Raw genomic sequence first — 18,926 nt, forward strand, 5'->3', positions numbered from 1 at the left:
GCTTGATCACCTTCCACGGCTTGGCGTTCCTGCGGGGTGGAATAACGGCGTGAGCGCCGCGTTCAGCGATGGCATCGTGGCACTTGCGGGTGTCGTAGGCACCGTCTGCCGTGACACTGCCGATCTCCTGGCCCTCCGGGATCTGGCTGAGAAGGTCGGGCAAGACCGGCGCATCGCCGATGTGGCTCCCGGTGATCTCAACGGCTCGAACCTCCAGCGTTTCCTCGTCGATCCCGAGGTGGATCTTGCGCCAGACGCGACGTTTCGGGGCACCGTGCTTGCGGGCGTGCCATTCGCCTTCGCCCTCGACCTTGATGCCGGTGCTGTCCGCTATGCTGGAGGAACATGACGGAAAAGGCCAGCCTCTTGGTAGGCCCGAGTTGGTCTGGGTGGCAGGAGCACGACAAGCGGCTCCTGCAAGTAGGTGGAGACGGTTGCACCTACGGTGCAGGTCAGCTTTTCCATGTGCGCCTGCGGCATGGGTCGCACGTCATATCGCCAGATCCGTCGGCTTGGAAAGACCGGTTTCTATGTCAATTTGAACTTGGGTTAAGTCGCCGAACAGAGCGAACCGCAGCTTGTACCAACAGTCTCGAGCTGGAGTATGCCGAGTGAAGTCCCCTAGCTGTTTTCAGCCCACTGTTCATCCATGAAAGCTTTTAACTCCGCCTCGCTCAGTGTCGCCTCAGTTGATATCGCTCGCGCACGTAGCTGCACTGACGCAATGCGCTCCATCAGGTTGCTTGGCTGGCCGCCTGGTTGGTCATCAGATCGTATCGGCTTCCGCACTAGCTTACCCTCCTGAGACCTAAGACCCGAGGGCAATCCTATCAGCATTTTGCTGACGATCAAATTTCTGGGGTGTTTGAAAGCTGGTACTTTCGCCGGGTCCCAAAGGCCGGCGAAGTGCGCTTAACGCAATGGCGCGAAGCGCTGCGATAGTTGATGTCTCCGCGCTTCGCGCCTTTGCTATCCCTGCCTTCGTCGTAGCAAGCGTCGGCCCACTCAAAGCGAGTGTCATCTGTCTTGAAAAGCCCTGATGGGTTTCCGCGCCCACGTGTGTCGGGTAGCTCTGCCTATGCATGATGATTTACGTGTCGATCAGCAACGACCGGCGCACGGCCGCAAGCGCATTGCGGATTAACGAATTGAACCGCCCCCTCAGGAAGATCTACATAGCCGATGGCGCCGCATGCCATATACTCAGGAGGTTTGCGGTCTGAGGCCGCCTCTGGACAACCCGTCGGGATGACGGGGTGAAGTCCTTCGTCACGCAGACCAAACTTCCTGATCCTTGGACCATCCTCTCCAGTTCACGCGAGCCCGTGCAGAAGGTCTTTTGTGCCCGACATGCGTCCGAGGCTTGAGGCGATCCGCTCTCGCCATCGGGGGCCTTGCGACAGCGCGTGGTCGTAAGCTTCGGCGAGTTCGTCAGGCCGATCGTCGGCGAGGATACGGATGAGGAACTCAGCCTGGGCCCGGTCTTTTCGTGCCTTCGCTTCGTCCGGCCCGCCGTGCCGTCTGCTGGCCACGATCAGCTTGTGGATCGCAAAGCGCTCGGGGCGCGGGATCTGCACAAGGACTCCGGAGCGGTAGAGCGCCAAGGCGTGAATCGGCTCCGCAATCAGGAAATTGAGGTAGTTCAACGCTTGTGCGCTGACCCCCAGTGCCGGAAGCGGCTTGATGCCCTCGTCGCCAAAAGCCGGTGTCAGGAACTCGACCATGGCCTCGCCGCCGCTTTGGCGCCACTTCCAGATCTGCCGATCATAAACCCCGGGGACAGCTTCGAATTTCATCGACCGAAGAATCTCCCCCGGCTCTTCCTCCACCCGGTCGCCAAGTGCCACTGAGAGCCGCTCGAAACTCGCGAAATCGATGTCACCTGTCTGGGCAAGCTCTTCAGAGTCAAAGCGAACGCCAAGCTCCCCCTGATAGAGCCCGTAGGCTCCGGTTCCGATCAACGTACCGCCCAGCCGGAAGACGCCCGCGCGCGCGAACGCCAGGAGCAAGGAGCCTGTCTCCCGATCGGTTGCGATCATGCCTTCGGCCCTCAGAACGCGCGCCAGACGAGACATGCGTTTTCTTCGCTCTTGGGCCTCTGCTTTCAAGTCGGCAGCGTGTGCCAGGCGATCGCGCAATTCTGGACTGTCCTCGCCGAGGTAGCGGCTCTTCATCTCGGTCCCGATCCGGAACCGGTCATAGAGATAGGTCCGCCCATTGCGGCGACGCTCCTCGATACTGCCGATGATCTCCGACGCCGCCTCGTCGAGATGCATGCGCAGCAAGTCTTGATACGCGACTTGGGCGGCGCGGGAGTGCGATATCGGATCCATCTTGTACCTGCGTTTCGCCCGTGTGCATCAAATACGAAATTGATACACACATTGGCGGTCTGCAGCAAAGTATTTTTTGATGCACACACAATTCTTGGATTTTGGCCACGCACCTCAGAGTCGATCTGCGCCCGACACCTGAAAATGGGACAGCAAGACAAAGACGGTTACTCACGCAGCGGATCAAAAGCTCGGCAAATTTCGGTGTAATCGCAGTGCTCAGACACCAGATAGACGACGCAACTTGGAGCTGGGGTCGTTGTCCTTGAGTTCTCCGCCCCCGGGAATGGGAAGGAGAAGATCATGTGGAAACGTCTGATAAGTCTCAGCCTTACGTTTGGACTGGCTGCCGCCGGACCGCCGGTATCGGCGCAAGTGGTCTGGCGACCGCTCTGCCGCCAGTTCAGCTTGACGCGCGTGCGCATGGCCTGATAGGCTTCCACGGTCTCGCCCTCTCTGGGTCCATGCCCGGCCACGACATCGGCTTCGTTCTTCAGCTCGGCCGCGACGGCCGCCCGAACGGCGGGATCGCGGATCTCATCCTGCGGCGGCGTGCGGTCTCCCGCGAACACCTTCGCGAGGTCGCCATTGGACAACGCGCCGGCCATCCGATCGACGAGGGCCTCGATGGCGGGAACGTCGGCAAGCTGGTGGTGCTTGTCCACGGTCAGCAGCTGATCGAGGGCCAGATGCTCGGCAAGATCCCGCGGCACCGCGACGCCGTCGACGATCCGATGTCCCTTCTCCAGCACCACGGTCAGGCGCGCGGAGGACTCTTCGTCCAGGCTTTCCGCCCGCGCCCGCCACATCGCCGCCTGCGCGAGGGAATGCGCCCCTTGCAGCACGTACCCGGCAAGTTCCTCCGGCGCCGTGCCCATCTGCGCCACCACCTCGGGGTCTTTCGAGAACGCGCTGGTCAGCGCGTCCCGCAGATCGTCCAGCGTTCTGGTGATCTTGCCGACACGCGGATCGTCTGCCCCCAGCCCCTCACGCACATGCTGCAGGGATGACAGGGTGAGGTTTGCAAAGAGATCGTCACCCGGCTCCGCAATCGTGGCGTGATCTCGGAAGAAGGGATCGGCCTGCGTCGCAGACAGCAGCTCCGCGCTGGTGCGGGAGAACTCCGCCTCCATCCGCACGCGCTCGGGGCTGGCCTCCATGGCCTGGATGCTGTCCCAGGTCTCCTGCGCCTCGGCCAGCATCTTGTCCCGCGCCTGCATCATGGCCGCGACGGGATCAAAGCGCCCGTCCTGCGCGGTGGCATGGGTCTCGGACGGCATCAGGGTATCGGGCTCGACCATGAGAGAGCCTCCTTCTTCCAGGGTTTGCGCCGACGCGAAGAACGCCTGCGACAGCTTTTCCATGAACGCATTGCCGGGACCGGAGAGCGAGGCGAGCAGACCAAGACTGGAATACGACCGCATGGAAGCCCAGGGCTATGATCTCGTCCTGATCGACACCCGCCCGGGCGCCAATGCCGACACCGAGGACCTGATCCTCGCCACCGATCTCGTGCTGATCCCGACCCGGCCCGGGCAGTCGGACTACTCGATTGCCGAGCGGACGCTCGAATGGTTCGAGGACATCCTCAAGACCGTCAGGCCCGACTCCCCCACCCCGGCGTTGCGCACGGTGCTGACCGCGGTGCCAGCCAAGATGATCTCGGTGCTCACCGGGGATCTCGACATCGCCAGCCTGACCCCGCGCGATCGCGACGCCTTGCAGGCTGTCATGGACATGCCGCATGCGCTGCCAAAGGCCGCCGAGCACGCAAAGGCGAGCAGCCGGCTCGCAGAGGCCACGGCCCGCTACGCGGGCCACGCCACGCCCAGGCCGCAAGAGCCGAGGCCGACGTCACACCTGACCTGGCACCGGCGGGCAAGGAGACCCCCGCGGGCGCAAAGCGGCCGCAGCCAGCGCCGCGGAAGTGGACACGGCAGCGCTGCCAGGTGGTGGACAGCACCCGCGCGGTGGCGGCCATGATGCCCTCAGCTCCCCCGGTCGGCTCAGTCAAGCGGCTGGGTGTTTCTGTCCGGGCGCGCAAGGCTGAAACGATCCGCCGTTCTGCAATAGAGGCCCGCGCCGCCCATGCGAGCAATCGGCAGAAACGCCTCTAGATCAATTCTGGCCGCCTCTGAATCGAGCATCAGCGCGTCCTCGACGTGAAGCGCGAGAATGTCCCCCAGAACGATTTTCTGGCGTGTGCGCGTCGATATGGTTTGCATCAACTGACATTCCAACCGGACAGGCGATTGCGCGATGCCGGGAACCCCGTTGGCAGTGGCTGGGGCCATGGCGAGCGCGGCTATGTCGGCTTCGCTTTCGGCGTAGGGCAGGTCCGTCGCGGTCTGGTTCATCTGTGTCGCCAGCGCTTCGGTCACCAGATTGACCGTAAAACGTTCGGTTTCCATGATGTTGCGCACGGTGTCTTTGAGCGGTTTTTCGGGGTGTTCCAAAATTCCGAGCGCCACAATTGCCGGGTCATGGCCCATCACGTTGAAGAAACTATAGGGGGCAAGGTTGACGATGCCCTCGGGCGAGAGGGTGGATACCCATGCAATCGGGCGCGGCACCACAAGCGACGACAGAAGTTTGTAGCGTTTGCGCGCCTCGAGGGACGTCAAGTCGTATTGCATGGAAAAGCCTCTCTCAAACAGCGGCTGCCCTGACATGGGACAGGGCAGCGCGGGTTTTGGGGATGTCTTACTGCGTTGCTGTGCGCTCTGCAGCGTCCAGAAGCACCGCGAGCATCTCCGCGGTCTTGGGATCTTCGTTCAACAGCTCAAGCACAGCGACGCGCATTTCGGCCAGAAGGGCGTCACGTTCGTCTTTCGGGAGGTAATGGACGGTGCCCCCCATCTCTTCCCAGGTTTTGTAGGCGTTGGCCTGATCTTCCAGAACATAGTCGTAAAGCTCTGGCTCAAGGGCGGTGGCCTCTTCTTGCAGCATGGTTTTCAAGTCTTCTGGCAGGGTGTCCCACCAAATCTTGCTGACCATCATGACTTCGCCCATCACGCCGTCTTCGGTGGCGGTGATGTGTTTCACGATGTCGTAGAGTTTGAGCGAGGTGAACGCGGGCGGCGAGCTTTTCATGCCGTCCACGGTGCCTTGCTGCAAGGCTGTGGCAACCTCGCTGAAGTCGATGGGCACGGCGGTTGCACCCATTAGTTCGACGCCTTTGCGTTCGACTTTTGAGGCGAGCACGCGGAGTTTTTTGCCGTTGAAGGCCTCTACGGTGTCGCCGGGAAAGGCGGTCGCAAAGGCGGTGTTGCCGTAGATATAGGTGCCAAGACCGACGAGGCCCTTGTCGGTGCCGAGGTTGAGGAAGGTTTCGCGGAAAGTCGGATCGCTGAACACCCGTTGAGCGTGGCGGGCATCTTCGAAAATCGCGGGCAGGTCGGTGACCTGAAAGCGCGAGTCGACGCCAACGAGATAGGCGGCGGGGCCGGTGTAGAACTCGACGGTGCCGAATTGCAGGCCCTCGATCATACGGGCGTTCGAACCAAGCTGTGCAGCGGGGTACAGTTCGGTTTTGATTCGGCCTTCGGAACGTTCCTCGACACGTGCGGCAAAGCGTTTGATGGCTTCTGTCTGGACATCATTCACGGTGGCGGTGGCCAGTTTCATGGTGAACTCTTGCGCAAAGGCAGGGGTGGCGCCGAGGGTCGCAAGCACGAGGCAGGTGCCCGCGGCTTTGATCATGTTGCGTCGGCTGGGTCGGAATAGTGACATGTGGGAGCTCCATTTTGAGGGTCTAGAGAGAGGGATCAGAACAAGAGTTGCGGCAGGGAGATCGCGGGCACATAGGTGATCAGAAGTAGGGCCAGCGTTTGCAGGATGATGAAGGGCACCAATCCGGCGCTGATGCGCGAAATCGGGGCGCCGAACAGGGCATTGGAGGTGAAGATGTTCAGACCGAAGGGCGGTGTGAACATGCCGATGCTCAGATTCACGGCCATGATAACGCCGAAGTGGACGAGGTTTACGTCGAGATGGGTGACCACGGGCACCAGCATCGGCGTCAACAGAACGATCGCGGAGACCGGGTCCATCAAACAGCCCACGATCAGCAGGAAGATGTTGATCGTCAGCAGGACCACCCAGGGCTCGCTCGAGGCGGCTTCGACGAAATTGACGAGGGTTTGCGGCACGCCGCTGGTGGTGAGGACCCAGGAAAAAACCCCGGAGGCGGCGACGACGAGCAGGATTTGCGCGGTCAGATGGGCAGAGCTGAGCACAACGCTCCAGATTTCGCGCCACGTGATTTCACGATAAAAGAACCGCGCGACCAGAACACCGTAGACGCCCGCAACACCTGCCGATTCCGTCGGGGAAAAGATGCCGGAATAAATGCCGCCGAGGATGACGACAGGCGTACCGAGTGCGGGCAGGGCCGAGAGCAGGAGCGACAGGGCCTCGCCTTTTTGCACGGTGTCGGCGCCCGAAGGTTCCATTTTGCGTGACACCCAGAGGATGTATCCGACAATGACGAGGCCGAGCAGCAGGGCGGGCAGAATCCCGGCGGCAAAGAGCGCGGTGACGGATTGCTCGGAGGAGGCCGCATAAAGGATCATCAGGATGCTGGGCGGCATGACGCTTGCGATGCCGCCTGCGGAGGTGATGAGGCCAAGGGAAAACTTTTCGCTATAGCCGCCGTCGCGCAGGCTAGGGTACATCAACCGGCCGATGGCGGCGACGGTGGCCGGGCTTGAGCCGGAGACCGCGCCGAAAAATTCGCTGGCGCCGATGGCCGTCATCGGGCGGGCGGATTTCAATCCGCCGCACAGCATCAGGATGCAATTGACGATGCGCCGCGACACGCCGCCGCGCGACATGATCTCACCTGCAAAGATAAAGAACGGCACGGAGAGCAGGGCGAATTTATCCAGGCCACCGAACATGATCTGCGGCACCATCGTGGCGGGTACACTCATCTGGGTGAGGATGGCGGCGCTCGCGGTGGTCAGCAGGACAAGATAGATCGGCAAGCCGACGATCAGCAGCAGCAGCGGCAAGCCGGCGAGAATGGCGATGAGTGTCATTTGGAACCTGCCAGTGCGTCTTGAACTTCGACGGGCTCGGATGCGGCGAGGAGCTGGTCGGAAACGAGCAGCGAGAGGCTGCGCACGATGCCACCAAGGCAGGCCAGCACAAAGGCCGCGAAGATCGAGCCATTGACGTATTGCTTGGGAATTTCGGCCACGTTTGTCACCTGGGAGAACCGGGCGACCAACTCGACGACGAGATAGGCGTTATAGGCGAAATAGCCGCAGAGGATGGCGCCTGCGGCGGCGAGGACAAAGGCGACCCAGCGCAATGCGGCACGCGGCAAAAGCGGTTTGAGAATTTCGGCAGAGAGGTTTTCCCCGTGCAGGGTCAACCGATAGGACATCAGGCACACCGACCAGATGATGAGCAGGGTCGTGACCTCCTCGGCCCAGAAGATCGGGCTGTGAAACAGGTATCGCCCTGCAACATTGGCGGCGTTGATTAGAAGGGCGGCGGCAAAGGCGAGCCCGGAGAGCAGGTTGAGCAAGTGAGTGAAAGCGCCGGATAAGCGTTGCATCGTCACCCCCTTATCCATTGGCTCTGGAGTAGGTGACTGGCGCGCGGGGCGTCGTGTTCACCCGCAGTTCGAAAACATCCGGACGGGCGTAGTGCCCGGCGGCGTCGAAATCGAGCTTGCCCCGTGTCACGGCGTGCAGATCGATCTCCGCGACAAGGATGCCCTCCTCGTCGAACAGCGGCCCGGCAAGGACATTGCCCAAGGGATCAAGGATCACGCTGCCACCGCGCATCATGATGCGATCGGGATCGGTCCGGGTGAAGGCATAGTCTTCGGGGAAGTCTTTTTCCCTCAGCACCTGGCAGCTCGAAAACACAAAGGTGCGCCCTTCGAGGGCGATGTGTCTCACTGTCGCTTGCCAGCTGTCCCGGTCGTCGGCGGTGGGGGCGCAATAGAGGTTGATGCCCTGACCATACATGGCCATGCGCATCATCGGCATGTAGTTTTCCCAGCAGATCACGGCGCCGAGGTTGCCAATGTCAGTGTCAAAGGTGGGCAGTGTCGAGCCATCGCCAAAGCCCCAGACCAGACGTTCCGCGCCGGTTGGCATCAGCTTGCGATGTTTGCCCAAAAGCGCCCCGTCGGGGCCAAAGAAGACCACCGTGCAATAGAGCGTGCCCGCCTCGCGTTCGATGACGCCCATCACGAGGTAAAGCCCGGCTGCGGCGGCCGCCTGTCCCAGACGCTCGGTCTCGGCGCCGGGGATTTCAATGGCGCTGTCGGCGTAGCGCCGGAACTCTTCGCGACCTGCGTCCGTGCGCACCCCGACGGAGATCTCGTAGCTCTGCTCCTTGGGGTATGCGGAAATATAGGCTTCGGGGAACACGGCGAGACGACAGCCCTGCGCACCGGCCTCGGCAATCAGCACCTCCGCCTTGGCGAGGCTGGCCTCGATATCGAATGGCACGGCGCCTGCCTGGATCACTGCCGCTTTGAAAGTCATCGCTCACCTCGGTTAGTCGATTGGTTTAGACACCGGTGTTTTGTGTGAATTTTGCGCCCGCCTGTCAACATCGCCCATATAATCCCGCTTTTTCAGCCTATTATGGCGTTCAAACGATCATGATCGTTCGAATTTGATCACTTATTAGGCGATTCTGTGAGGACTTCAGGCATTCTGTCGGACGTTTTCGACACACGAATCGACTCGGTTTGTCGAACGCTTCCGACAGGAAAGATTCCCTTGTGGGCGTTATGAAGCCGCTTTATTTTAGGAGTTTAGAGGTTTAGGGCCTGACGGATGTATGATTTTCAAGGCAAACTGTCGAAGCTGGGCATTAGCGGTACGCTCTACCGCTTGTATGTCGCGGCGATCGAACTGGGCGAAGCGCCCATTTCCGATGTGGCCACGCGCGCAGGTCTGGTCCGCACCACGGCCTATGACGCGCTGTCGCGTCTGGAGGAAGAGGGTCTCGTTGTCATCGTGAAACGCGGCAACAAGCGCATTGTTGTCGCCGAAGATCCCTCTGTCCTGCTGGAGCGGATCGAAGCCCGCAAACAGATGCTCAACGAGGTGATGCCGGAACTGCGCTCACTCTATAACCGCGCGAAGGGCAAGCCCCGCATTCGGTATCATGAAGGACGCGAGGGGATTTTGATCGCGCTGAAAGACACCTTGAGCATCAAGGGCCCAAACCCGACCTTGCTGGGCATTTTGTCCATGGACGAGCTGCGCGATGTTCCGGGGCTTGAGGAAATGGAGGATTTCATCGCCGCCCGCAAGGAAAAGCAGATCTGGCTCCGGGTGATCCGGTCCCGCACGAAAGATGTCGCCTCGATCTGGCCGTCGGATTCCGGCGATCTGCGCAATCTCCGCTTCGCTCCTGAGAATGTCCTCTTGTCGATGACGACATTCATCTATGACGACAAGGTCTGCCTGATCTCGTCCATGCGCGAAAACTATGGGATGATCATCGAAAGCGTAGAGTTCGCCACAATGCAACGACAGTTGTTTGAAGCTCTATGGATGACATCTTCGAAAACCTGATGCCCGAGCGCTCCTTCAGGACCTCCAGGAGAGTTGTCAAACTACCCGAAGGGGTGGCCCCTGGCTCAGGACTTCGGGAACGGGGGGCGTCTCAGTCAAGAATTTTCGCGCACGCCGAATGCCCCGCCCAACCGCGGTTTTGCCCTTATAGCTGTTGATCGGCTTCCCTCTTCGGCGGCCTTCTGTCATTCGGCTCGCAAAATTGCCCCCCCTATTGGAGTGCGCCCCTGCGGATGGACATTCTCAGTCGGCGGTTTTGACCATGGCGCGGGCGTGGCGATCTTCGAACTGTTCAGGGCTGAGATAGCCCAAGGCTGAATGCAGGCGGCGGTTGTTGTAGGCATCGATGAAACGGGGCAGGCCGGTGGCGACGTCGTCGAGCGTCTCGTACTCCATAAGGTAAGCGTCCTCCACCTTCAGTGTCTTCATGACGCTCTGGGCCTTTGCGTTCTGCGCCTTCGAACGGTCCCCCGGACCGTTCGATCCGCTGGCGCGGACCAGCTTGAACTCGTACGAGTTGCCGCGGCGGCTCATAGATCCGAAGAAGCCCTGTTCGGCAAGAATGCCTCGATGCAGCTCCGATGCCGGAGCTCGGCATCGACCCGGCGGTAGCCATAGCCCTCGAACTCGTCGGTAATCGCCCGGATATCCTCAATGATGACGGTGTCTCCGGGCTTGGGGCCGGGATCGGCATAGAAGCTGGACCTCGCGACGTCCATCAGTTCGCATCCCCGCCGGATCGAGAGCCCCCGAGGTCCGCAGTCCCGGATGTAGGCTCGTTTCTCAGCAGGCGTCCGGAGCGTTGAGCCCCCTTTAGAAACTCGATCTCGAGCGCCCGGCGCCCGGCAAGCCGCTCCAGCGCAACGATCCGGTCTACGTATTCGGCCATCAGCTCGGCCGCCGCCACGTCTTCGTCGAGCGCGCCTGCTTCCGCTTTTTCGATCCAGACCCGGATCAGGTTGCGCGACAGGTCGTGGCGGCGGCCGAGCGCGTGAAGCGTCTCGCCGCCCTGAAACTCGGCGACGACCTGAGCTTGAATTCGGTACTATGGCTTCGGTGGCGTCTGGGCATAGGCATTCTTCCTCTGAAAGCCCGCAGGAGGTCAATTCAACCGGCCAACCTGGTCCATCCGCTGGGGCGCACTCCAGCTTCGGCCCGCAAACACCATGAAGGCGACACACTGGATCAGGCGCTTGAGCGGGTCGCGCCTGCGCTTGTGATTGCTGCGCCAGAAACGCGATATTCGCCCCGAATATCCGGACAAACCTGATCGCGACTGAAGGCTGCACACCCTCCGGCTCAGCGCCGAAGTCCGTCCAGAACCCGCCCCATGACCGCTGCGGTGTCCTTCCAGCGCGGCAGAGCCCGCCCCAGAGCGCGGGAGCGGGTGGAGAGCTCGTCCCGGGCGGTGCGGGACCGGAGCAGGGTTCGCAGGTGCGCGGCGAACGCCTCGGCGTCATCCGGGGCGGCGAGCAGGGCGGCCTGTCCGACGGTGCCGGGCACCGCGCCGGTGGCGCAGCTCACGATCGGCAACCCGTGGCAGAGCGCCTCGGCCAGCGCCATCCCGTAGCCCTCGTAGCGCGTCGCGAGCGCGAAGATCCGGGCGCTGCGATAGGCCTCGGCGAGCGCAGCATCGGAGACCTCTCCGGCCAGGTCGACCCGCTGGCCGAGCCCCAGCTCTGCAATCAGCGCGGCCAGCTGGTCGGCGTAGGCGGGACTGTGGGTCTTTCCGACGATGCGCACGCTCCAGTCGAGGTCCGCGACCAGCGCAAGCGCCCGGATCAGCACGTCATGGCCCTTGCGCGGCGCCAGAAGGCCGACCGAGAGGATGCGCGGCCCCGCCTCGACGCGGGGCAGATCACGCGGCCCGTCGTAGCCCGGCAGCGCGACGGTAATCCGCGCGGGGTCGGCGCCGAGCCCGATGTAGGTCTGCCGCGTGTGGGGGCTGGTGACGACGATCTCTGCCGCAAGCGACAGGTTCGCCGTCTCCTGCTCAAGCAGTCGCGCTGCGACATCCGCGGGAAGCCCCTGCTCCATCCCCATCGGATGATGCAGCATGGCGACCACTGGGCAGGACAGCCGGGCCAGCGCCTCGGGGTGCATCGCGGCGAAGACCAGCCCGTCGAGGATGAGCGGCCGGTCCGGAGGCAGGGCCTCCAGCACCCGCGTGACCTCGCGGCGCAGCGCGGCGTCCTGATCCGCCGCCGCCGCCCCGGCGGGCAGCGCGATATGGGTCACCTGCCGGCCCGCCGCCTGCAATTCCTCCAGCAGGCGGCGCTCGTAGATGAAGCCGCCGGTCTTCTGGCGGTGATCGCCGGGAATGGCAAAGGCGCAGGGTCTCATCGGGCAAGCTGCTCGGCGCTGGTGCGGGCCAGAACCGCGCGCTCGAGCGCGGCCACCAGCGCATGTGCCAGAACCGCCGCCAGCCCAACAAGGGCGATGGCGCTCCAGAGCATGCCGTAATCCGAGGTCGAGGCCACCGTCGCCATGAGCGCGCCGATGCCGCGCCCCGTCGCCAGCCACTCGGCGGTGGTGACGGCAAGGATGGCGGCGGGAATCGCCATCCGCGCCGAAGCGAAGAAGGCGGGCAGCATGGCGGGCAGCTGCGCACCGAGCAGCCGGCGCAGCGGGCTCGAGGCATAGACCTCGAAGAGGTCGAGCACCGCGCGCGGCGTCCGGGCGAGCCCATGCCGGCAGGCGATCAGTGTCGGGAAGAAGATCATCACCGCGACGACGGTGATGGTGCCTGCGGCGCCCCGCCCGAGTGCCCAGACGATCAGCGGCGCGGTGGCGATGATCGGGATCGAGCGCAGCGCGATCGACAGCGGGATCACCGCCCCTCCGAGGCGCGGCGCCAGCGCCAGCAGGAGCGCCAGCCCCGCCCCCAGCCCAAGCCCCGCGAGGTAGCCCGGCCCGGCCAGCGCCAAGGTCTCGCCGAGTGCCGCGAAGAGCCGGGCGCGCTGTGCCTCGGCGCCGGGGCCAGTGACGAGGTAAAACCAGACGTCCTCGGGCCGCTTGGCGAAGAAGCGCGGCAGGCCGAAGACCTCCATGCTGCCCTTCCAGATCAGCAGCGCGGCGGCGAGCGCCAGCAGCGCCTGTGCGGGGGCCTCCCACGGCCGGCGGCTGCGCGCGACGGGTGGCGCCATGAGCACTTCCGGCGGGGCAAGGTCGAGGCGGCGGCCAAGCGCGCCCACCGCCGCGAAGGCCAGCATCGAGACCCCGGCGGCGATCACCGCGATGGCCCATGTGGCGGGCAGGTCGAGCGCCCGCAGCGCGCGTACCGTCAGCACGCCAAGCCCGCGCTCCGCGCCGGTGAACTCGCCGACCATGGCGCCGAGAAAGGCCGCCGGGGCGGCGATCTGCAGACCGGCAACCAGGTAAGGCAGCGCCGCGGGCAGCCGGACCTCGCGCAGTGCGGTCATGCGCCCGCGCCCGTAACTGCGCACGAGGTCGAACCAGCCCTGCGGCGCCGCGCGCAGCCCCACCAGCACCGGCAGAAAGGTGGTGTAATAGACCGCCAGCGCCGCCAGCGTCACCTGCGGACCGGTGCCCGGCCCGTAGAGCACCCGCAGGATCGGCCCCGTGGCGACCAGCGGCAGGCAGAAGACCAGCAGCGCGAGCGCCGACAAGAGCCGCTCGCCGCGCGGCAGCAACACGACCAGCAGCGCCAGCAGCACCCCGGCGAGGTTGCCCCAGACGAACCCCTGCACCGCCGAGGCCAGTGTCGCGCCGAACGCCCGCCAGAGCAGCCCGGAATGGCTGACCATGTATCCCGCGATCTGGCTCGGCGCGGCGATGATGAAGCTCCCCGCCGTGGCGCGGGCTACCCCTTCCCAGATCAGCAGGACGAGCAGAAGGCCAAGCCCGCGCGGCAGCGGGTGCTGCGCGCGCAGTGCGGCGGGGCCGCCGCGCAGGGTTCCCCGGCCTGCGCTCATTGTGCGGCGACGCTCTCGGGGTACTGGTGGTCGCGCAGCGCGTCGGTCACCTCGGTGCAGAGCGCGCGAAAGGCCTCGGAGGCCAGCACCTCGGGACCGCGCGGGCGCGGCAGGGGCACCGGAATGTCGGCGGCGATGCGCGCCGGGCGCGGGGTCAGCACGAGGATGCGGTCCGACAGGCGCACCGCCTCGGCCACCGAATGGGTCACCAGGATCGAGGTCGCGCCACGCGCTTCCCAGAGCGGCGGCAGCTCGGTGTTGAGCCGGTCGCGGGTCAGGGCGTCCACCGCCGCGAAAGGCTCGTCGAGCAGGAGAAGCTCGGGCTCACCGGCCAGCGCGCGGGCGATGGCGGCGCGCTGGCGCATCCCGCCCGAAAGCTCCGCCGGGCGGTTGCGCTCGAAGCCCGACAGGCCGACCAGTGACATCAGTTCGCGGATCATCCCCGGGTCGCGCGGCTTGCGCGCGAGCGCCCGCCCCAGCGCGATATTGCCCTCGACCGAGCGCCACGGCAGCAGCGCCGCGTCCTGGAAGGCGACGGCCAGCCCGGCGCGCTGGCGCAGCTCGTCCGGGCTTTCGGTGCCGATGGTGATCCGGCCCTCGGACGGCGGTTCGAGTCCGGCGATCAGCCGCAGCAGTGTCGACTTCCCGCAACCCGAGGGGCCGACCAGCGCGGTCATCTGCCCCCCGGCAAGCACGAGATCGACCGGCGCCACCGCCTCGACCGGGCGGATCGCCCCAGCGAAACTCTTGGCGACCCCGGCCAGATGGATATCGGGCCGCCTGTCCATCACCCCTGGGCGACCCGCGGGATCGCGCGGCGCCCCCTAGCCATGCACCTCCTCCAGAATGGAGCGGTCCCAGAGATCCGGCGACACCGGCTTGCCCAGAAGCTTCAGCGTCTCGACATTGGCGGCCACGGTCTCTTCGGTGAACCAGCCAAAGCCCTCGGCCTCGGTCAGATCCGAGAACATCAGTGGCACCTGCCGCTCGGCCTGCAGCTTCTGCGTCGCGAGATCGAGCCCCGCGTCGGGGAACATCTCGACGCTCAGCGCGGCGGCGGCCTCGGGATCGGCCTGGTAGTCCTGCCAGCCCATGACCTCGCCCTTCATCAGCGCGACGAGCTGGTCACGGCGGTTGGCGAGGCTGTCCTCGGTGGCGATGTAGGTCTGCGAATGCACCGAGTAGCCATGATCGGCGAGCAGCATGGTGACGCTCTCCACCCCCTGGATCTCCATCGCGACGGGCAGGTCGGTGGCCCAGCACAGCAGGCAGTCCACCTGCCCCTGCACCAGCGGCGCGGCATCGTACTGGGTCGGCACCACTTCGATGCCGCCGATGTCCACGCCGTTGATCGAGCAGAGCGCCTCGAGCACAGGGGTGTTGGCGAGCGCCATGCCGATCTTCTTGCCCACCAGATCGGCGGGGCTGTTGACCGGGTTGTCCGGCAGCGAGGCGATGGCGAAGGGGTTCTTCTGCATGGCCACGCCGATGATCCTGAAGGGCGCGCCCTGGTTCACCGCCGCGGCGGTGTAGTCCGCCGCCGAGATGCCCACCAGCGCCGTGCCCGCCACCACCGGCGGCTCGACCGGCGCATTGGGCCCGCCCGGCAGCAGCGAGACCTCGAGCCCCGCGTCGCGCCAGTAGCCGTTCTTCCGGGCGAGGTAGCTGCCGCCGAACTGCACCGAGTGCAGCCACGACAGTTGCAGGGCGACCGCATCCTGCGCCCTCGCCCGCCCTGGCGCGAGCAATGCGGCCCCGGCGGTGGACAATGTGCCGCCAAGAAACAGGCGGCGAGTGAGTGTCGGCAAATGCATGGGACCCTCCCGGTTTGAAATGAGACTAGGTTAATCGTGGGGTGAGGCAATGCCGGTGGCGCCCTCGGGGGTCGCCCGCGGCGTGCGGCGCAGGAAGAATGCGCCCGGCAGGGCTGAAAGCAGGCTGATGAGACCGTAGGCGATGCTGGCCGCCAGCCCGGCCTCTGCGCTCAGCCCGGCAAGGGGAAAGAGCGCCGCCGCCGCGCCCTCGCGCCAGCCCCAGCCCGCGACCGAGGCCGGGAGCAGCATCGCCGTCAGGATCAGCGGCACGACAAGCGCCGCCTCGCCCGCGGGCAGCAGGCTGCCGCTGGCGCGGGCGGCGGTGACAAAGGCCGCGACGGTCAGCACCGCGATCGCCAGCGACAGCGCCACCTGCGCGGGCCATTGTCCCAGCAGCGCCTTGCGGGCGGCGGCGCGCCAGCCATTCTCCCGCCCCCCGCGGCTGGCCAGCAGCAGCAAGAGCGCGCCCAGTAGCGCCGCAAGCACAGCACCGGGCACCCACAGGGTCGCCGAAAGGCCGGCATCCGGCGCCGGGCGCGACGCGCCCACCAGCAGGACCCCGGCGCCCGACAGTGCGACGACCGCCATGCCAGCCTGCCCCGCTGCGCGTTCCAGCACCACCGCCTGCGCGGCGCGGCTCATCGGGCCGTTCTGGCGGCTGCGCGCGGCCCGCGCCGCGTCGCCGAGCACGCCTCCGGGCAGGGTCTGGTTGACGAATTGCGCCATGTAATACTCCCGCACCGCGCTGCCCCGAGACATCGCGAGCCCCAAGGCCCCAGCGGTCCGCCGCCAGCGCAGCGCCGACAGCAGCGTGACCGCGTTGAGCAGCACCAGCGTGGCAAGCGCCCAACCCGGCGACAGGTCCGACAGCCTCTGCAACGCGTCTCGGCCGTCGGAGAGCCAGAGGCAGATCCCGATCAGCACGAGCGGCAGGAGAAGACGCAGCGCGCTCACGAGCCGTCCGCCCGCACCTCGGCATCCGCCTCGCTGGTCGCGTCCAGGAACCGGTCGCGGAACGCCTGCATCGGCCAGGTCTCCTGCGCGGCGGCGGGCCGCAGCCCCGAGGTCCACTCCCACCCGTCGAAGAGGCTCAGCACGTCCGGCGCGCCGATGAGGTGGACGGGCACATCCTTGCCCCCCGCCTGCGCCACGAACCCGGCGGGCTGGTGGTCGCCGAGGACGATGATCAGCGGCGGCTCGGCGCGCGGCAGCGCGGCCCACGACAGGACGGTGCGCAGCGCGTAGTCGAGCGAGCGGCCATAGTGGTCGCGGATGCGGTCCGGATCGGCCCAGACCTGCTTGGGGCTCGGACCCGACGTGGCCTCGGCGTCGAAGACACTGCCGTCGCCGACCGCCTCCCACGGCACCATCCGCGGCACGGGCGTCCATGGCGCGTGGCTCGAAATCAGCGCGATCTCGGTCATCAGCGGCGCGTCTTGCCCGGCGGCAATCCGGTCGAAGGCCGCCAGCGTGTACTGGTCGGGCATGGTCACCCAGTTGAAGGGCAGCCCGCGATAGCCGAGGTCGGCGGCGGCGCGGATCTCCTGGAGCCCCATGGCGGGCCCCTCGGGCCAGTCCATCACGATCGCCGGGGCCACGGCCATGGTCCGGTAGCCTGCGCCCGCGGCAAGGGTGAAGAGGGTCTGGCGCTTGCTCGCCAGCAGGGCGCGATAGTGTCTCTGGTCGCTGACATGAACACCCGCCGCCAGCGTCGCGTGGGCCAGCCAGCTCTGGCCGCCCTGCACCGGCGATCCCAGCCAGCCCGAGCGCATCGCCAGCCCCGCCTGCGCGAGCGTGGCCTCTCCGGCCTCCAGCGTTTCAAGGTGGCGCGGGGCGTAAAGCGGGTTGTCGAAGGCCGCGCGCCCGTAGCTCTCGACGAAGACGATCACCACCGGGCGGCCCTCGAGTTTCGACAGGAGCCCGGCGCGGCGGCCCCATGGATCCTCTGCCGCGGCGCGCTCGAACTCGGCCAGGGCCACGCGCGACCGGGCGAAGTCCCGGATGTGCTCGGCCCCGAGCCGCGCGGTGAAGGCGCTGCCGGGCGGGCGCCAGCCCTGCCAGCCGTTGAGTGCGGTGCGGATCTCGGCGGCACAGAGCAGCGCGAAGACCAGCGCGGTGCCGCCCGCCACGTACCGCGGGCCACGCGGCAGACGGCTGCCGCTGCGGGCCCAGAGCGTCAGCGCGCGATAGAGCAGGACCATCGCGCCGCCCAGCAGCAGCAGCGTGGCTCCGGTCACCAGCGCGCCCGCAAACCCCGCGCTGCCGCGCAGCAGATGCGCCGCCGCCGGCACGAGATGCATGTCCGCCAGCGGATCGAAGCCCCGGCCAAAGGTGGCATAGGCTGAAAGGTCGGCCAGTTTGAGCGCCGTCATCAGGGTGAGCGCCACCGTCGCCACGATTGCCAGCGGCCGGGCGTGCCCCCCAAGCGCCAGCATGCCGAGCAGAAGCACCGGCAGCTCCAGCGGCACCACGGTCAGCGCCGGCCATTGCAACGCGTTCGGGTGGTTGGGCAGGATCAGCAGCAGGTCGACGAGCACCGCCGAGCAGAGCAGCGCCAGCCCGAGGCGCAGCGTCCCGCTCACCGCCGCCTCGCCAGCCAGAGCACGTCGCAGGCGAAGGACCATGCCAGCAGCGCCAGTGCCAGAAGCGCCGCGACCTCGGACCAGGGCGGCACGGCGACGGGTGCGAGCAGGCCCGCCAGCACCGCGATCTGCACCACGCAGACCAGCTTGCGCCGGAAGCGCTGCGGCAGGGGCGCATCGAGCCACGGCCAGAGCAGGCTTGCCGCCACGAAGAGGTAGCGCAGGCTGCCGAGCAGCAGCACCCAGCCCCCCGCCGCGCCGCTGCGCCAGGCCACCGCCGAGAGCAGCAGGGCGAAGACGCTGTCGACCTCCATGTCGAACCGCGCGCCCCAAGGCCCCGCCAGCCCGCTGCGGCGGGCGAGCGGGCCGTCGACCCCGTCGAGCGCCAGGGTGACGAGCGCAACGCAGAAGAAGCCCCAGCCCGACGCGCCCTCGGTCAGACCGGGCCGGGCCAGCGGCACCAGCATGAGCGCCGCCAGGGCCAGCCGGCCGAGGGTCAGCGCGTTTGCATAGCCGAGACGCGGAGCGGGCCAGAGGCGCAGCAGGAAATGGCCCGAAACCCCCGCCCCGAGGCCGAAGCCCAGCACCGGCAGCAGCATCGCCGCCCCGGCCAGCCACCACGACAGCCCGTAGAGCGCGAGCGCCAGGCCCATCGCCAGCAGTGCGAGGGACACGAAGGGCGTCCTTGCCCCGGCCAGGGCCGAAGCGC

The 18,926-nt window shown here is 66.0% G+C and carries 17 protein-coding genes and 2 pseudogenes; 2 read left to right on the forward strand and 17 right to left on the reverse strand.

Annotation, left to right across the window (positions count from 1 at the left end; all coding sequences use genetic code 11):
- From BLQ77_RS24365 to BLQ77_RS24375, 3 genes and pseudogenes are all read right to left on the reverse strand, one after another.
- Positions 1 to 334: pseudogene (locus BLQ77_RS24365) on the reverse strand (IS5 family transposase); the annotation flags it as partial.
- Between the two features lie 979 nt (positions 335 to 1,313).
- Positions 1,314 to 2,333: a nucleotidyltransferase family protein gene (locus tag BLQ77_RS24370; RefSeq protein WP_089963511.1), complete on the reverse strand. Its 1,020-nt coding sequence runs from the start codon at positions 2,331 to 2,333 to the stop codon at positions 1,314 to 1,316.
- A 167-nt stretch (positions 2,334 to 2,500) separates the two neighbouring features.
- Positions 2,501 to 3,697 (reverse strand): hypothetical protein, encoded by a 1,197-nt coding sequence (locus BLQ77_RS24375; RefSeq protein WP_165617192.1) that lies wholly within the window; start codon positions 3,695 to 3,697, stop codon positions 2,501 to 2,503.
- A gap of 58 nt (positions 3,698 to 3,755) precedes the next feature.
- Between BLQ77_RS24375 and BLQ77_RS29535 the strand changes: the two are divergent.
- Positions 3,756 to 4,130: pseudogene (locus BLQ77_RS29535) on the forward strand (P-loop NTPase family protein); the annotation flags it as partial.
- Between the two features lie 209 nt (positions 4,131 to 4,339).
- On the opposite strand, the gene BLQ77_RS24385 reads toward BLQ77_RS29535, so the two are convergent.
- From BLQ77_RS24385 to BLQ77_RS24405, 5 genes are all read right to left on the reverse strand, one after another.
- Positions 4,340 to 4,969 carry a flavin reductase family protein gene (locus BLQ77_RS24385; RefSeq protein ID WP_089963516.1) on the reverse strand — a complete coding sequence of 210 codons (630 nt, stop codon included), beginning with the start codon at positions 4,967 to 4,969 and terminating at the stop codon, positions 4,340 to 4,342.
- 67 nt (positions 4,970 to 5,036) lie between these two features.
- Positions 5,037 to 6,035, reverse strand: coding sequence for a TRAP transporter substrate-binding protein (locus BLQ77_RS24390; RefSeq protein ID WP_242661851.1), 999 nt, complete (start codon positions 6,033 to 6,035; stop codon positions 5,037 to 5,039).
- A 65-nt stretch (positions 6,036 to 6,100) separates the two neighbouring features.
- Positions 6,101 to 7,375, reverse strand: a complete 1,275-nt coding sequence (locus BLQ77_RS24395; RefSeq protein ID WP_089963520.1) for a TRAP transporter large permease — start codon at positions 7,373 to 7,375, stop codon at positions 6,101 to 6,103.
- Positions 7,372 to 7,899 (reverse strand): TRAP transporter small permease, encoded by a 528-nt coding sequence (locus BLQ77_RS24400; protein WP_242661852.1) that lies wholly within the window; start codon positions 7,897 to 7,899, stop codon positions 7,372 to 7,374. The genes BLQ77_RS24395 and BLQ77_RS24400 overlap by 4 nt, the downstream gene beginning before the upstream one ends.
- A gap of 10 nt (positions 7,900 to 7,909) precedes the next feature.
- Positions 7,910 to 8,842, reverse strand: coding sequence for a carbon-nitrogen hydrolase family protein (locus BLQ77_RS24405; RefSeq protein ID WP_089963522.1), 933 nt, complete (start codon positions 8,840 to 8,842; stop codon positions 7,910 to 7,912).
- A gap of 297 nt (positions 8,843 to 9,139) precedes the next feature.
- Between BLQ77_RS24405 and BLQ77_RS24410 the strand changes: the two genes are divergently transcribed.
- A complete protein-coding gene (locus BLQ77_RS24410) occupies positions 9,140 to 9,886 on the forward strand; it encodes a TrmB family transcriptional regulator (protein WP_089963524.1) in 747 nt (248 codons plus the stop codon).
- Positions 9,887 to 10,129: 243 nt separating this feature from the next.
- Here BLQ77_RS24410 and BLQ77_RS24415 read toward each other — a convergent pair whose 3' ends face one another.
- The 9 genes from BLQ77_RS24415 to BLQ77_RS24460 all read right to left on the reverse strand — a co-directional run bounded on the left by BLQ77_RS24415 (position 10,130) and on the right by BLQ77_RS24460 (position 18,891).
- The gene (locus tag BLQ77_RS24415; protein WP_089963526.1) at positions 10,130 to 10,420 is read right to left on the reverse strand and encodes an integrase core domain-containing protein; all 291 of its coding nucleotides are present in this window, start codon (positions 10,418 to 10,420) and stop codon (positions 10,130 to 10,132) included.
- On the reverse strand, positions 10,417 to 10,605 hold the full coding sequence (locus tag BLQ77_RS24420) for a hypothetical protein (protein WP_089963528.1): 189 nt from the start codon (positions 10,603 to 10,605) through the stop codon (positions 10,417 to 10,419). Before BLQ77_RS24420 ends, BLQ77_RS24415 begins: the two co-directional genes overlap by 4 nt.
- A 580-nt stretch (positions 10,606 to 11,185) precedes the next feature.
- Positions 11,186 to 12,229, reverse strand: coding sequence for a glycosyltransferase family 4 protein (locus BLQ77_RS24430; protein ID WP_089963530.1), 1,044 nt, complete (start codon positions 12,227 to 12,229; stop codon positions 11,186 to 11,188).
- Positions 12,226 to 13,821 carry an ABC transporter permease gene (locus BLQ77_RS24435; RefSeq protein WP_207545887.1) on the reverse strand — a complete coding sequence of 532 codons (1,596 nt, stop codon included), beginning with the start codon at positions 13,819 to 13,821 and terminating at the stop codon, positions 12,226 to 12,228. The genes BLQ77_RS24430 and BLQ77_RS24435 overlap by 4 nt, the downstream gene beginning before the upstream one ends.
- Positions 13,818 to 14,609, reverse strand: coding sequence for an ABC transporter ATP-binding protein (locus BLQ77_RS24440; RefSeq protein WP_375360216.1), 792 nt, complete (start codon positions 14,607 to 14,609; stop codon positions 13,818 to 13,820). Before BLQ77_RS24440 ends, BLQ77_RS24435 begins: the two co-directional genes overlap by 4 nt.
- Before the next feature lie 36 nt (positions 14,610 to 14,645).
- Positions 14,646 to 15,635: an ABC transporter substrate-binding protein gene (locus BLQ77_RS24445; RefSeq protein ID WP_089963535.1), complete on the reverse strand. Its 990-nt coding sequence runs from the start codon at positions 15,633 to 15,635 to the stop codon at positions 14,646 to 14,648.
- Between the two features lie 30 nt (positions 15,636 to 15,665).
- Entirely contained in the window at positions 15,666 to 16,589 is a 924-nt protein-coding gene (locus BLQ77_RS24450) for a lysylphosphatidylglycerol synthase transmembrane domain-containing protein (RefSeq protein WP_089963538.1), read from the reverse strand.
- Positions 16,586 to 18,217 carry a sulfatase-like hydrolase/transferase gene (locus tag BLQ77_RS24455; protein WP_242661853.1) on the reverse strand — a complete coding sequence of 544 codons (1,632 nt, stop codon included), beginning with the start codon at positions 18,215 to 18,217 and terminating at the stop codon, positions 16,586 to 16,588. The genes BLQ77_RS24450 and BLQ77_RS24455 overlap by 4 nt, the downstream gene beginning before the upstream one ends.
- Positions 18,214 to 18,891 carry a CDP-alcohol phosphatidyltransferase family protein gene (locus BLQ77_RS24460; RefSeq protein WP_008887912.1) on the reverse strand — a complete coding sequence of 226 codons (678 nt, stop codon included), beginning with the start codon at positions 18,889 to 18,891 and terminating at the stop codon, positions 18,214 to 18,216. Before BLQ77_RS24460 ends, BLQ77_RS24455 begins: the two co-directional genes overlap by 4 nt.
- Between the last annotated feature and the right edge of the window lie 35 nt (positions 18,892 to 18,926).

The sequence above is a fragment of the Salipiger thiooxidans genome (genome assembly GCF_900102075.1).
In the GTDB taxonomy this organism is placed as follows: Bacteria; Pseudomonadota; Alphaproteobacteria; order Rhodobacterales; family Rhodobacteraceae; genus Salipiger; species Salipiger thiooxidans.